General features: G+C 51.7%; 18 protein-coding genes and 1 pseudogene. 15 read left to right on the forward strand and 4 right to left on the reverse strand.

Going from position 1 to position 13,543, the window contains the following annotated elements:
• The first annotated feature begins 50 nt into the window (after positions 1–50).
• Positions 51–206, forward strand: a complete 156-nt coding sequence (locus tag BUC26_RS23495) for a hypothetical protein (protein ID WP_153307098.1) — start codon at positions 51–53, stop codon at positions 204–206.
• A 145-nt stretch (positions 207–351) separates the two neighbouring features.
• On the opposite strand, the pseudogene BUC26_RS21640 reads toward BUC26_RS23495, so the two are convergent.
• A pseudogene (locus BUC26_RS21640) lies at positions 352–906 on the reverse strand (reverse transcriptase domain-containing protein); the annotation flags it as partial.
• A gap of 424 nt (positions 907–1,330) precedes the next feature.
• On the opposite strand from BUC26_RS21640, the gene BUC26_RS21645 reads away from it, so the two are divergent.
• From BUC26_RS21645 to BUC26_RS21675, 6 genes are all read left to right on the forward strand, one after another.
• Entirely contained in the window at positions 1,331–1,951 is a 621-nt protein-coding gene (locus tag BUC26_RS21645; RefSeq protein WP_073379394.1) for a LysE family transporter, read from the forward strand.
• Between the two features lie 107 nt (positions 1,952–2,058).
• Complete coding sequence (gene mscL / locus BUC26_RS21650; RefSeq protein ID WP_073379396.1) at positions 2,059–2,460, forward strand: large-conductance mechanosensitive channel protein MscL; 402 nt, start codon at positions 2,059–2,061, stop codon at positions 2,458–2,460.
• Between the two features lie 140 nt (positions 2,461–2,600).
• The gene (locus BUC26_RS21655) at positions 2,601–2,927 is read left to right on the forward strand and encodes a DMT family transporter (protein WP_073379398.1); all 327 of its coding nucleotides are present in this window, start codon (positions 2,601–2,603) and stop codon (positions 2,925–2,927) included.
• A gap of 1 nt (position 2,928) precedes the next feature.
• Positions 2,929–3,453: a GNAT family N-acetyltransferase gene (locus BUC26_RS21660; protein WP_073379400.1), complete on the forward strand. Its 525-nt coding sequence runs from the start codon at positions 2,929–2,931 to the stop codon at positions 3,451–3,453.
• 55 nt (positions 3,454–3,508) lie between these two features.
• Entirely contained in the window at positions 3,509–4,414 is a 906-nt protein-coding gene (locus BUC26_RS21665; RefSeq protein WP_073379402.1) for a LysR family transcriptional regulator, read from the forward strand.
• Between the two features lie 595 nt (positions 4,415–5,009).
• On the forward strand, positions 5,010–6,476 hold the full coding sequence (locus BUC26_RS21675; protein WP_073379405.1) for a rhomboid family intramembrane serine protease: 1,467 nt from the start codon (positions 5,010–5,012) through the stop codon (positions 6,474–6,476).
• Positions 6,477–6,515: 39 nt separating this feature from the next.
• Here the strand turns inward: BUC26_RS21675 and BUC26_RS21680 are convergent, their stop codons facing one another.
• Complete coding sequence (locus tag BUC26_RS21680) at positions 6,516–7,934, reverse strand: B-box zinc finger protein (RefSeq protein WP_073379406.1); 1,419 nt, start codon at positions 7,932–7,934, stop codon at positions 6,516–6,518.
• 372 nt (positions 7,935–8,306) lie between these two features.
• Here BUC26_RS21680 and BUC26_RS21685 point away from each other — a divergent pair, with 372 nt between their 5' ends.
• Entirely contained in the window at positions 8,307–9,062 is a 756-nt protein-coding gene (locus BUC26_RS21685) for a (S)-benzoin forming benzil reductase (RefSeq protein WP_073379407.1), read from the forward strand.
• A 138-nt stretch (positions 9,063–9,200) separates the two neighbouring features.
• Here BUC26_RS21685 and BUC26_RS21690 read toward each other — a convergent pair whose 3' ends face one another.
• Positions 9,201–9,401: a PLDc N-terminal domain-containing protein gene (locus tag BUC26_RS21690; protein WP_073379409.1), complete on the reverse strand. Its 201-nt coding sequence runs from the start codon at positions 9,399–9,401 to the stop codon at positions 9,201–9,203.
• Positions 9,402–10,130: 729 nt separating this feature from the next.
• Here BUC26_RS21690 and BUC26_RS21695 point away from each other — a divergent pair.
• From BUC26_RS21695 to BUC26_RS21705, 3 genes are all read left to right on the forward strand, one after another.
• Positions 10,131–10,307, forward strand: coding sequence for a DUF1328 family protein (locus tag BUC26_RS21695; protein ID WP_073379411.1), 177 nt, complete (start codon positions 10,131–10,133; stop codon positions 10,305–10,307).
• Positions 10,308–10,471: 164 nt separating this feature from the next.
• Positions 10,472–10,693, forward strand: coding sequence for a hypothetical protein (locus BUC26_RS21700; RefSeq protein WP_073379413.1), 222 nt, complete (start codon positions 10,472–10,474; stop codon positions 10,691–10,693).
• 17 nt (positions 10,694–10,710) lie between these two features.
• On the forward strand, positions 10,711–10,845 hold the full coding sequence (locus BUC26_RS21705) for a DUF3096 domain-containing protein (RefSeq protein WP_073379415.1): 135 nt from the start codon (positions 10,711–10,713) through the stop codon (positions 10,843–10,845).
• A gap of 68 nt (positions 10,846–10,913) precedes the next feature.
• On the opposite strand, the gene BUC26_RS21710 is transcribed toward BUC26_RS21705, so the two are convergent.
• Positions 10,914–11,195 carry a hypothetical protein gene (locus BUC26_RS21710; RefSeq protein ID WP_073379417.1) on the reverse strand — a complete coding sequence of 94 codons (282 nt, stop codon included), beginning with the start codon at positions 11,193–11,195 and terminating at the stop codon, positions 10,914–10,916.
• Between the two features lie 532 nt (positions 11,196–11,727).
• Between BUC26_RS21710 and istA the strand changes: the two genes are divergently transcribed.
• From istA to BUC26_RS21720, 4 genes are all read left to right on the forward strand, one after another.
• Positions 11,728–12,603, forward strand: a complete 876-nt coding sequence (gene istA / locus BUC26_RS23980; RefSeq protein ID WP_208609874.1) for an IS21 family transposase — start codon at positions 11,728–11,730, stop codon at positions 12,601–12,603.
• Complete coding sequence (locus BUC26_RS23985; protein ID WP_208609872.1) at positions 12,582–12,794, forward strand: Mu transposase domain-containing protein; 213 nt, start codon at positions 12,582–12,584, stop codon at positions 12,792–12,794. The genes istA and BUC26_RS23985 overlap by 22 nt, the downstream gene beginning before the upstream one ends.
• Before the next feature lie 75 nt (positions 12,795–12,869).
• Positions 12,870–13,127 carry a hypothetical protein gene (locus BUC26_RS23990; RefSeq protein ID WP_208609873.1) on the forward strand — a complete coding sequence of 86 codons (258 nt, stop codon included), beginning with the start codon at positions 12,870–12,872 and terminating at the stop codon, positions 13,125–13,127.
• Positions 13,128–13,229: 102 nt separating this feature from the next.
• A partial coding sequence (locus BUC26_RS21720) for an ATP-binding protein (protein ID WP_425267090.1) occupies positions 13,230–13,543 on the forward strand: 314 nt, incomplete at its 3' end.

Raw genomic sequence — 13,543 nt, forward strand, 5'->3', positions numbered from 1 at the left:
CTGGCCGACTCGGAACTCTTCTAATCACCTCTCACCGAAGGAGCATCCCAATGAAAGCCGAACAAACTATCCACTTCCTCTCCGAACTACTCGAACTGACCGAATACCTTGGGGCACTCGTCAGAGATCAGTGCCGACTCATGGCCGCCGACCAGGATGGTCATCTGATCGAAGATCCCGAGCAGGAACGGGACGTGCCGTTCTGATCTGATAAACGAACTGCCCATCAGTACTCGGCTTGCCCCTTGGCCGGCGCTTCAGCGACGCCGGCCGGGGGGGCAGCAGCAAAATAATCAGACAACGCTGTCAAAATAATCAGGAAAACGATGTTCATTTATTGTGAAAAGCAACACCGGTTAATTCTTTCAGGCGCTGTTTGAAACGAACAAACGCCTTATTAGAATTAGACCAGCGGATTGCGGAGCCTTTGAAGGCAAAGCCAAGGAAGGTGATCTCGTTGGTCGAGGCCACCGTGCTTTTCTCACGGTTGATGGCGAGTTTGAGCGTGGTGGAAAGAAACCGGCAGATGCTGGCCATCACCCGCTTACCTGCCCGCCGACTCCTTACCAGTATCACGAAGTCGTCGGCGTATCTGGCAAAACGGTGGCCGCGCCGTTCCAGTTCCTTATCCAGGTCATCCAGTAGGATGTTAGCCAGCAGCGGTGAAAGTGGGCCACCCTGAGGAACACCGCGTACGGTGTCTTGGCGGCGCCCATCGATCATCACGCCGGCTCGCAGGTACCGACCGATCAGCTGAAGCACCCGTTTGTCACGGACCTTCCCGGCTACCCGGTTCATCAGGATATCGTGATCCACGGTGTCGAAAAACGTGGCCAGGTCGGCATCCACCGCCACGCGATAACCGTGGCGGATGTAATTGCTGCATTGTTGTGCTGACTTACCCGGAAACTCGGCCTTGTATGCCATTTCTGTTCGTCGGCCCATAACTGTGCACTCCGGCTTCCTCCGGACGATCTCTCACGAGATCGCCCTTGCCATCGGCTCGTATTTATGATCCTGTTATCACAACAGTATCAGGGTTTACATACAGGGGACTTGCACCCCATAAGATCACGCCCATGCCGGGCGTACACCAGTCATTTCACCGGATTTCGCAAACAGCGCGAAACCAGTGAATTCAACGATGTCCCCGCTGCGCGGGAACATCGGCCAGGATCAGGAGCGCGTAGCCGCTTCACAATCCTGGATAATCGGCAACGCAAGGACATCAAACAGATTCAGCCAGACGCACAATACGCGCTCCTGATCCTGGCCGTTATGCTCTGAAAAATATGACACAAATAAACTCAATCGGAACAGAGGTCAGACAATGTTGGAATTCATTGGAATAACAAGTTTTATACTTTTAGTAGCCATCTCACCTGGTGCTGACTTTGCTATCATAGTGAGAAATTCCATTCTGTATTCAAGAACAACCGCTCTTTTCACTGCTTTAGGTATTGGTGGGAGTCTTGTTGCACACACTACATACAGCTTAATGGGGTTAGCACTTTTGATATCAAAATCAATTTTTATCTTTTGTATTCTTAAGTATTTAGGAGCAATGTATTTGTGCTACTTAGGTATTAAAAGCATTTTTTCAAAAGAAAGTGAAGATACAATATCAGAAATAGATCACAAGAAAAAACTCTTGAAATGGCAGGCATTTCAACAAGGTTTCCTGTGCAATTTATTAAACCCAAAAGCCCCGTTGTTTTTTATATCTTTTTATAGTGTTGTTATCCCAACAGAGAGTGATCAATTGGTAAAATTATTGTATGGCATTGAAAGCATCGTGTTAATCACACTCTGGTTTGTCTTGTTATCCGTCATTATCTCACAAAAGTTGGTCAAAGAATTCTTTAGCAAGTCAAAGCAATTTATCAATAAGGCGTTAGGAAGTGCTATGCTGTTTTTTGGGGTTAAGCTTGCGTTTACAAGCAATGAGTGAAAAACATAACGAGTTGATTCACTCCGCTCGTTTCAATCGCTGGACGCTCTGAAACGCACCGACGAACATATCGTTCAAAACGGTGATAACCTAATGGAGGGATAGCTATGGGCATGATGCAAGAATTCAAGACATTTGCAATGCGGGGCAATGTTATTGATATGGCTGTTGGTATAGTAATCGGAGGGGCATTCGGGAAAATTGTATCTTCATTTGTCGCTGATGTTATCATGCCTCCTCTCGGTCTCATAATAGGTGGGGTGAATTTCTCAAACCTTGCAATAACCATTAAAGAAGCAGTGGGTGATACAGCTGCGATCACAATAAATTACGGCAATTTTATCCAGACCGTATTTGATTTTGTCATAATTGCTTTTGCCATTTTCATGGTCATCAAGACGATGAATTCATTAAAACAAAAAGAAGAAGAGGCTCCAGCTGAACCTCCTGCCCCTTCCAAGGAAGAAGTATTATTAACAGAGATTCGAGACGCACTCCAAAAGAAATAACCTTGTTGAGGAAGAAAACAATCAGCGGCTGAACATCATACTTCTCCATGGTTCTTCGTCATTTCCTGTGGATTTAATCTTACGATATCAAATCCACTTGAAACGACGAAGAACCAAAAAATTATTCACTACTCAGAAAAATGAATTGGCTCATCTTGTTTTTTGCCGGACTTTTTGAGGTATCGTTCACCTTCTGTTTGGGTAAGGCAAAAGAAGCAACCGGAAACGAAACGTATTTATGGCTTGCGGGATTCCTCGTAACGCTCAGTATCAGTATGGGCCTTCTCGTCAAAGCGACGCAAACGTTGCCGATCGGAACCGCTTATGCTGTCTGGACAGGTATCGGCGCAGTTGGAACAGTACTAGTTGGAATCTTTGTGTTTAAAGAACCCACAAATTTCTTGAGACTTCTTTTCCTGACGACATTGATTCTATCAATTATCGGCTTAAAGACCGTATCGCATTGACATGCAGCGCATTGAAATCAAAAAGGTATCGCAGGACAACATCGGACAGCTGCAGGAAATCTGTAGATCGACGTTTGCCGAGGCGTTCTCTGACGATAACAGCGAAGAGAACATCGCAGACTATCTGGCTAACGGGTTTTCTGTTGAAAAACTGACAGACGAGTTGAATGATCCCAATTCACAATTTTATTTTGCCCTCATCGATGACCAGGCAATCGGCTATCTCAAAGTAAATAGTGGAGCGTCGCAAACAGAAATTCGGGACAGCCATTCGCTTGAAATCGAACGGATTTATGTTCTAAAAGCGTATCATGGAAAAAATGTCGGAAAACTGCTCTACGAGAAAGCCCTCGAGATCTCAAAGCAAAACGAGATCGAATATATTTGGCTCGGTGTTTGGGAAAAGAACCCGAGGGCACTACGCTTTTACAAGAAAATCGGCTTCCAGGAATTCGGCAAACACATTTTCATCTTGGGAAACGAAAAGCAGACCGACATAATGATGAAATTACATTTGAATTACTGAACCGCCCGGCACAGAGCGGCATGGATTTTCAACCAACGGCCAAAAAAATAACATCATGGAAAGTTTCGACATCGTCACCATGCGCGTGTTCCTGGCGGTTTCCCGTTTGGGCAGCATCGGCGCGGCCGCCAGGAATGAACACATCGCGGCATCTGCCGCATCCCGCCGGATAAGCGATCTTGAACGGGAACTTGGCATCGTGCTCATTTCCAGAACGCCATCAGGCACTCATCTTACGCCGGCCGGCCAGACGTTTGCAAACCACTGCGAGCAGTTGTTGCACAAATATGCCGAGGTGCGGGCGGACCTGAAACGTTTTGCCGAAGGCGAGGCCGGTGAATTGCGGCTTGCCGCCATCCCACGGGCTATGGCCGGAGTCCTGCCATTTATTATCGCCCGGTTCAAAAAGGAAAACCCTGAAATACATGTAACCGTGCAGGAAATTTTCTCCCGGCAGGGTGTGCGGTTTTTGCGGGAAGATGTCTTGGACCTGGCCATCATCTACGACTCGGTCGACACGACGGGATTTGAACTCAAGCCATTCAAGGCTGACCAGGTATGGGTGGTCGGCCACAAAGATCATCCGCTGTTTCTGGAACATTGCGATTCCGATTCCGTATTCTTCGCCGACACCCTCCGCTATGAAAATGTCTCGTTTCATGAAGGAGGAGTTCTCGATGAACTTGTCTCCGAGGCGAGGAAGAGACACAGGATGCCGACAAAATCATCGGTTATGGTACAGCGGATAAATTCCCTTATACGATGCGTTGAAGCGGGTTTGGGACTTGGCATCATTGGTGAGCGGGATCTGCAGCCGCATGTGACCAATGAGAACCTGAAAATGCTGCGGCTGGCAGACAAGTGGGCTGCTCGAAACCTTGTCTGCGCCTATCCTGAGGGGCAAGGAGCCGCGCCGACGCTGAAACGATTCCTGCAGTATCTCGACGGCAACACGTTTTGACACCGCAAACCACGAGCCGATTGGTGCCCGAGTCGGCACAGAAAACAACGGCCACCTCCCGCAACGGAGGTGGCCGCTAAAAAACCGTGCAGCACTTGTGAAAGACTGACGGGTCGTTACCGAATGACGTGGTTCAAATTGCCTTCGGCAATCTGGGGCCTTTTCGGAAGATTCGTTGTCCGCTCCGCTGCAGAGCGGACACCCCTTTCCATGAATAGGTGGCCAGATCTACGACCATACTTTTAAGGTGCGGCAGTACCGAAACGGAGGCCATTTCTTTTGCGTATCTGCCCGGCACGAGATTATACTGCTGTTGTAACGAGAGCATGATCGTTTATCCTTATGAAATTTTAGTCATATATTGTATGCCGGCAGTCTTGCCGGCATCTTTTTCCCGGTTGTTTCGGGGTCGTGAAAATCTGGCCGCCGGCGGCTGTGCACGGCGAGATCGATTTTCTTTAAACAGATAATAGATCATTTTCCGCGGAGCAGGTAATGCTTGCTCGGCAACAGATTATTCTTGTTCCGGCATGACCTGTAACCCGCCCGCACATATTGGCTCTACCACGTTTCCTCACGCTTACGGAGAGGCGCTATGCTGATCGTACCGGTACTCACCGGGACCGGAGAAAAAAGAGTCCCGTTTCTCTGCATTGCGCTGATCGTTATCAACAGTCTGCTCTATTTTTTCCTGATTCCCGAGGATACCCGGGTCACCGCTGCTGCATACGAGTATTACGAGGAATCGGGGCTGCTCGACCTGGAGCTTGATGCGTACCGGGCCTACTTGGAAAAAGAAGGCGAGTTGGTCGTCGATGCTGATCTCGACGGCGAAAGACAGCGGCAGGTGCTGCTGCGCCGCATGTTCTCCGATGACGGCTTTCAGGAATTGATCGAAAGCGGCCGGGCAATCGCCGCCGCCGATCCCCGCTACCAGGAATGGCAAAGCAAGCGGACTGCTTTCGAGCAACAGCGAAACAAGGCCGGTTCCTACCGTTTCGGGTACTCCCCGAAACGAGACAACACCGCCGGACTATTCACCTACATGTTCATGCACGGTGGCTTTATGCACTTGCTCGGAAACATGGTGTTCCTCTACCTGGTCGGTTCGATGCTCGAAGCGGCCATCGGCCGAGGTTTTTTTATTGTCCTCTATTTGGTGACCGGTGTCTGCTCCTCACTCCTCTTCGGCATTGTCTATCCAAACGTTCCCGGTCCGCTGGTCGGCGCTTCAGGGGCCATTTCCGGGCTGATGGGCGCCTACGGCGTGGTTTTCGGACTGCGCCGGATCCGGGTCTTTTACTCGCTTGGGTTTTATTTTAATTACGCGATGATGCCGGCCCTGGTCCTGTTTCCGATCTGGCTGATCAACGAGTTTTTCCAATTGTACACCAATCAAAACAGCAATGTCGCCTACGTGGCCCATATCGGGGGATTGCTGTCGGGAGTCGCGATCGGTGCGGTCTATAAACGTTTCCTGCGACAGCGCATCGACGCCTTGTTTGCCAAGGCGGAGCAGAAGCAAGACGTTGACAGTTATCTGGAAAGCGGCCTGAAACGGCTCGTTGATTTCGACTTCATCGGCGCCCGCACCGATTTCGAGAAGGTTCTCGCCATCGATCCCAACAATTTACAGGCAATCAGGCAACTGTATGTCATTGACAAGGGAAGCGCCGATAGCGAACGGTTTCACGAAAGTGCCCACCGTTTACTGAACCGTCTGAAAAATAGTGTGCCGGAAGAGTATCTTGAGTTATTCGAGGACTATCGGGCGACGACAAAGCAGCCGCAACTCACCATCGATATGCTTGAAACCCTGAGCTATCTGTATCTGAAGAAACGGCAGCACCTGAAGGCGGCTCCCCTGGTCGCCGCCCTGCTTAAGCGGCAGCCCGGCAGTACCAACCTCCCCGGGTTCCTGCTCACCCTCGGCGACGGATTCCGGCAGCACAATCGTCCGGCTGAGGCACGCAAGTGTTATTCGGTCCTGGCCAGCCGTTACCCGATCTCCGCTGAATGCTCTCTTGCCAAGAATCGACTGGCGGAGCTATCGACGGGATAAAACGGGATGGACCGTTTCATGTAGTGGCGTCCGTTTCTGTCAGGCAAGCACCGCCAGATATTCGCGCACCTGCGGAACAAGTTCGTGACGGGGGAAGGTCTTCAGGATACCCTGCAGAATCTGCTTGGCCTTGGCGCTGTTGTCGGCCTGTTCATGGAGTAACTTGGCCACGTTGAAGTACACTTCCGGGGCTCGTGCATCCTTTTTATGGTATTTGGTGAAATAAGCGAATACTTCGAGAGCTTTCTTGAATTGGTTGCGCTCCTGGAGCCAGATCCCGACCTGGTATACGCTCTTGCCGCTGGGCGCACCAACCGGTGAACGCTTCACCTCATCGAACAGCTCGATGGCTTTCTGCTTCTTCCCGTTGGTCGCCATTACCTCGAAATGCCTGATCACGTAATGCTCGGCCTTGCTCTTTTCCCCGGTCATTTTCAGCAGCTGAAAAAACTTTTCGGATAACTCCGGATCGGGGTTGTCCTCCAGGATAGCGGGTCGAAGCCGCGCTATGGCTTCCTGGAATTTGCCGGCCTTGATCAATAGCGCAAGACCGGTAGCCAACTCCGCCTCCTGGGTCTTCGCTTTCAGCTGCTTCTTCCCTCCCCGGTTGGCCGCGAAGTACTCATAATCAACAGAATAACCGATCTCCTCATGATACTGGAGCAACACATATCCCATCAGGTGATAGCAAATGATGGAATAGAGTTGCGACAGGAAGAGCTGCAGGAAAAAGAGAATCCTCGGGTGAATGAGTTCAACCGGAAGCACGGCGAACAGCGCTGTCGGCGCGCCAAGCAGAAACAGCAGAAAGAGGTACATCAGCAGATAAGCCCAGCCGATCCTGAAAATGATCGGAACAAACAGCGCCGGATTGACCGCCTGGAGAATCGAGTTTGACGCAACCAGGATCATGATGATCGCCGGCAGACAGGCGGCTACGACAAAGATCAAGGCAACGGCGGCGATGGGTGAAAAAGGCGCCACAAAACCGACACAAGCAGCGATGATGGCAAAAACCACGAACTGCTTAAACACCTGCAGGACGTTCTGGTTGATTAACTCCCACGTAACCGGCGGCGCCCGCAAACTCCCCTGGGCGGTATGAATCAGCGATGCGTAGGCATATTTCACCATGACGATCCAGACCAGCAACTGGACGATGCCCCACCCGGCAAACAACGCCCCGATGATGGACAGGACCAGGGTCAGCAGCAGTGGCGCCGGTTGCAACGGGTAGAGAAAAATAGCGCCAAGCCGGTTCCAGAACGGTTCGAGGACATTGCCCAGGCCGATCATCCGGGCCGGCAACTCGCAGGCGGGACAGAAATAGTCACGATTTTTCCCGCTGAATCCTGACGTTTCACGAAGACTGATACATTCATCGCAGAGCGATGAGCCGCATTCGTCACATTGAAAGTGCGCCGGTTCAGAACGGTGCAGGGTACAGGTGATAGACATGGTCTTCTCCGGTCCGAGCTGGATTTTGGTTGTTCGGCTCTGCCGAAATGGAAACTTCTCCACAGACGAGGGAAAGAATATACCTGAACGTAAGCGTTTATCAATTATTGTTTCAAATCATGATATTGTTGGCTGATCACAGAATTCCCCTCTTGCGTTCGACCGGCTTTCATGGCACGTGTTTGTCATGCTGTCAAACCGTGTGACACTGCATGGCCAAACAGAGAAAAATGGTCTTCCGCCCGGCGCTCTCGCCGACCTCCGGACAGGGGAGATATCGCCTGTCGCGACACGAAGATGGAGAAAGGGGGAAACAACGAAAAAAGGAGACATCCCCAATTTCTCTGCTTAACCCTACAGAGAGGGGGCATCATGAATTATTACATTATCACCGGAACATCGCGCGGATTGGGAGAAAGCTTTGCAAAACAGCTTCTTCAGGAGGGAAACACCCTGTTCTGTATATCCCGGACAGAAAACGAAGGCCTCATGAACCAGGCCCGGGAAAAAGGGGTTTCTCTTGAGTATATCGCCTATGACCTTCAGGATACGACCGGTATCGACAACCTTATGGACCAGGTGATGAGCGCCGTGGACACCGCCACGGTAACCCGCATGGCCCTGATCAACAACGCGGGCACGGTAGCCCCGGTCAAACCCGTCGATCGCTCTCCCCGAACAGCGGTAATGGCGGCGCTGCACATTAACCTGGCGGCCCCCATGCTGTTGACTGCAGCGTTTATCGACCGCACCGCGGATCTTTCGATTGATCGACGGGTACTCAATATCTCCAGCGGTGCTGCCAAGAACCCGTATTTCGGATGGGGAAGCTACTGCACCACGAAGGCCGGCCTCGACATGTTCACCCGGTGCGCCGGCCTTGAACAGAAGAGCCAGGCAAACCCGGTGAAGATCATCGCCGTGGCGCCGGGCATCGTGGACACGGCCATGCAGGAGAAAATCCGCAACACGGATGAAGCGGATTTCCCGAACCTGCACAAATTCACCGAATTTCACGAAAAGGGCCTATTGACGCCGCCGGATGCGGCCGCCGATAAGGTTCTCCGCCTTTTCCTGAGCGAGGAAATCGAGCCCGGCGGGATATACGATATCCGCGACGCACCATGACGGCGAAACAATGTCTGGCGAACAGGCGTTTTCTGAACAGCTGGTAATGAGAGGCTGGATCTCCGAGAGGAACGGCAAACCAGCGCAGTGGTGCTGATCGTTGTTCTATGGTAACCGGCCTCCCCCCAAAAAAAATGCTTACCGCCGTGCCCGTCCATGGCCTGACTTGGGACCAAGCAGAAACCAGAGAATCAGGCCGAGCAACGGCAGCACCAGAATGAGGACGACCCACAATACCTTTCCCCCGGTACCGGCCGGACTCTGTATCACACTGATAATTGCCCAGACATCCGCTATCAGGATAAGAAGACCAAACAGACCGCCTACCTCAATTCCCATTTCCGACACCTCTCTCGTTTATATTTGCTCGAATACCGTGCGACGAGCCAGAAAGAAGAACTCCTTCAGCCGCTGAAGCAGCTGCGATAAATCCTCCCCCCGACCATGCTGCCCGTAAAGGCAGCTGACGCGTTACACGCGTTAGCGAAAAGTATAACCATTCCGAGCTGTTTATTCCATCCCGACAATCCCTTGAAACAAAGCAGCAAGATCCGCTCTCAGTGCAGCACGATATATGCTCCTCAGCAAAATACTCCCCAGAGATCAACATCAACCTCCTTCATTCCAGGTGTGATCCTGCATGCCTGGACTATTCCTGTTTTTTAAGACATTGCCCAGCGCCCATCGCCACAACTGCTCCCCTGAGACCACCTGAGTCATGCCACGCCAAAGACCTAACATTATGTAATCAATAATTAATATATCGATGAGCATGGTTAAAGCTCTCGGCGTCTCCTGCCTGGTATGTCGCTTGCAAATGCCTCACCATACTCGCACGGCGCTGCAAAAGTAATAACTCCATCGTGACAGATACCTGTTCATAGCGCCGTAGCACCAAATCAACAAAAGGGAACCTTGAAAAAATATTGTCGTTTCACCCAATCTCATCGTTGCGCAATCAAATTTTATTCTCGCAATATCAATTATATGCCTGCGGTAAAATTTTCGTGCACGCCTCGATCTTGAACGAAATTCCGACTTTTTCAAGCTGCCCCTAAGGAGGACAAAATGCTGAGTTGGTCACTTACCTTCTTAATTATAGCAATTATCGCAGCAGTTCTCGGTTTTGGAGGAATAGCAGGAGCTGCGGCGGGGATTGCCAAGATCCTGTTTTTTATATTCCTGCTTCTCCTCATCATTTCGCTGGTGGCAGGTGCACTGCGCGGTCGACCACCCAAAGTATGACGCGATACTGCGTCCGATTCAACCAGTGGCAGGCCTGATGAGGAGCTTGTGATTCCTGCACAGGATCAAGTAACCCGGAAAGATGGGCTCCTCGCAGGTAGTGAGCGTATCACATCTCCAACTGTATTCAATTGTTGGATAAAACTGAACCAAAGGAGTGTCTCATGAAAATACCGAAAATTCTTACTCTGTTGCTCTGCTTGCTCGCTCTTTTTGTGTTTACGGCCTGTGAGAGTGAAGGACCGGCCGAACAAGCGGGAGAAAAAATAGACAATGCCGTGGAGGAAGCACAAGAGGGTTTGGAAGAAGCAGGTGACGCGATAGAAGATACCGCCGAAGAAGCGGGTGAGAAGATTGAAGATGCTGGTGACAAGGTAAGGAACTAAGATTCAGGAGACATATCATGACGCTTCATATCGCTTTGCAGCCCCTGATCTCCCTGGTTGCAGGAATACTCATCCTGGTCTTTCCCAAATTCCTCAACTATATCGTTGCCGCATATCTCATTATCTACGGACTTTCAGGCCTGCTGCAGTAATGTCCAGGCAGTCAACATCCGGGGTTTACGGTTGAGCAGGTTGATCAACCAGGGAGGAAGAGCACGGGCTAGGTGATGTCTTCCGGGGACGGTGCGGCAGCTTCCAGTCCACCCTTGCGCCCTGCAAGAATTCGCATGGCTTCCTCCCATTCACCCGGTTTGAGCTGGCTTTCCTCGAGTACCTCGAAAAACTCACCCTTCCCCAGGACAAGGTCGGGGACCTGGGGATGGTTTTTGCGCAACACCTTCACGGCCAAATTGGCCTCCTCCATCCCCGAGGCGGTCAGCCAGGTGATGAGATGACGGTTACCGTCCCGACAGAACTTGTACAGCAGGTATCGCTTGTCCATGTCAATAAGCTCTTTTTTTACAGGTGCGCCTGCTGGGCAAAACAGGCCCGTCTCATTGAAAAACGAGACAGGTCTTATTTGTCTGCCAGCAGAGGTGTGTGACCAGAAATGAAAGCGACATCAAAAAATAATAACTTTACACTGAAATCATATCGATAAAAGCGGCAATAGTCCACCAGGAGCTGATAGGCTTCGATTAAGCCCGGGAAAAGAGGCAACTTCAACGGGAAAGAGGTGTTCATCTCAGGCGAGAGACGTAACATACCCCCAATAATCAAAAAAGAGCTGAGGCGGCGAAGTGCTTGGCAATGCTAACCTAAAATTGACCAGGAAAACGGTATCGTGCTAACCGAATATTGACCACCCTGAGCACAGAATCTCCTAGAGTTATGGTGTGGATACAAACCATAACCAAGGGAGGGGGAGGAATTGCTCACGATGGATCAGTACGAGATAATTAGAACGGCTCACCGAGTTTACAATCAGAATATTAGCGAGTTATCACGCGTGACCGGACAATGCCCGCAACACCATCAAGAAAGCCCTCCGGGGTGAGCCGTGGGGGTATACGGAACGAGAGGTACAACCCTTCCCCGTACTCGGACCATTTCAGGAGGTAATAGAGCAATGGCTCAAGCACGACCTGACCGAGACGAAGAAGCAGCGGCATACCGGCCGGCGGACTTATAACCGTCTTGTCGAGGAGCACGGTTATGCGGGTGGGGAATCGACGGTGCGGCGCTACGTCAGACAAGCCAAGATGCGCCTTGGTTTTTGCCTGCACGGCACCTTCATTCCCGGTGATCCCGAGGCGGGTTACGAGGCCGAGGTGGACTGGGGGACTGCCACGGCGATCATTGCTGGGGAGCGTTTGCAGGTGAAGTATTTTTGCATGCGCTCCAAGTACTCCGGCAAGCATTTTGTCCGTGCCTATCCCTGTGAACGCCAACAGGCCTTTTTTGATGGCCACCTGCACGCCTTCCAGTTTTTTGGCGGGGTGTTCGCGGTGGTGATCTATGACAATTTAACGACGGCAGTCCGTAAGGTGCTGCAGGGCAGGAAGCGCCTAGAGCAGGAGTCGTTCCGGACGTTCCGGGCATACCACAGCTTTACAGCTCGATTTACGAGCCCCAATGCGGGCAACGAGAAAGGCGGCGTTGAGGGCTTGGTTGGTTATGCCCGGCGCAACTATCTGGTACCGGTACCGGAGGCCGCCAGCATCGAAGAGCTCAACGCCAGGCTGCTGGCCCAGTGTCAGGCGTACGGCAGTCGCCAGTCCTGGCCGGTCGCGAGCAGTCGGTGGCGGCACTACACGAGGCGGAACGAGAGCACCTGCTGGCACTGCCGGCGGCGCTGTTTGGCAACAAACAGGTGCAGGTGGGGAAAGTGGATAAATACGGCACCGTAATGGTCGACCGGAATCACTATTCGGTACCAACCAGCTACGCCGGTCAGCAGGTGTCGGTGGTACTTGGCGTTGACCGGGTCGATATCCATCTCAAGAGTCGCCGACTGGCCAGCCATGAACGACTGTATGGTTGCAACAAATGGCAGCTTGATGCGGATCATTACCTGGATCTGCTGCACCAGCGGCCGTAGGCGTTCCACAGTGCCCGGCCGATCCGTCAGTGGCAACCGAGCTGGCCGGCATGCCTGCAACAGTTGCAGGACCGTTTGTGCCAAAGCCGAGGCGATTCCCGAGGAATCAAGGATTTTATTACGGTCCTGAAGCTGTATCGTGAATATGCGGCGTCTGAGGTGGAAGCAGCGGTGGAGTTGGCTCTTGAGAAAGGCATCAGCTCCAGCGAGGGAGTGCGGCATCTGTTGGTCTATGCCAATGAGACTGTCAAGCCGGCAACGCCTCTGGCCGGTTGGGAACGGTTGCCCCCCGCCGATATCATGCCGTATGGTCAACTGGGAGGTATCTTATGAAAGAGACCGCCCTGTTTGAACTCAAGGCCAACCTGAAAGATTTAAGCGTGCAAGAATAATTATAAGACCCGCTTTGTCACCTGTTACGGCCTGGTAAACGAGTTGGTCGAAGCCCGAGAGGAGCGCCGACTGCAACGACTGATCCAGCGTTACAGCCGTTATGATTTGCTCATCCTCAATGAGCTTGGCTATATCCCGTTTTCCCGGGAGGGTGCGGAGTTACTCTTCCAGATCCTAGCCGAGCGACATGAGAAAGGCTCGGTAATGATCACCACCAACTTGGGTTTTGCCGATTGGACGCAGGTCTTGGGTGATCAGGGCATGACCGCCGCCCTGTTGGACCGATTGACCCATAAGGCCAAAATCGTCAACTGCCGATGGCAGAGCTACCGGCTCAAGCAGAGCCTGGAACGGGG

It is taken from the genome of Desulfofustis glycolicus DSM 9705 (genome assembly GCF_900130015.1).
GTDB lineage: Bacteria > Desulfobacterota > Desulfobulbia > Desulfobulbales > Desulfocapsaceae > Desulfofustis > Desulfofustis glycolicus.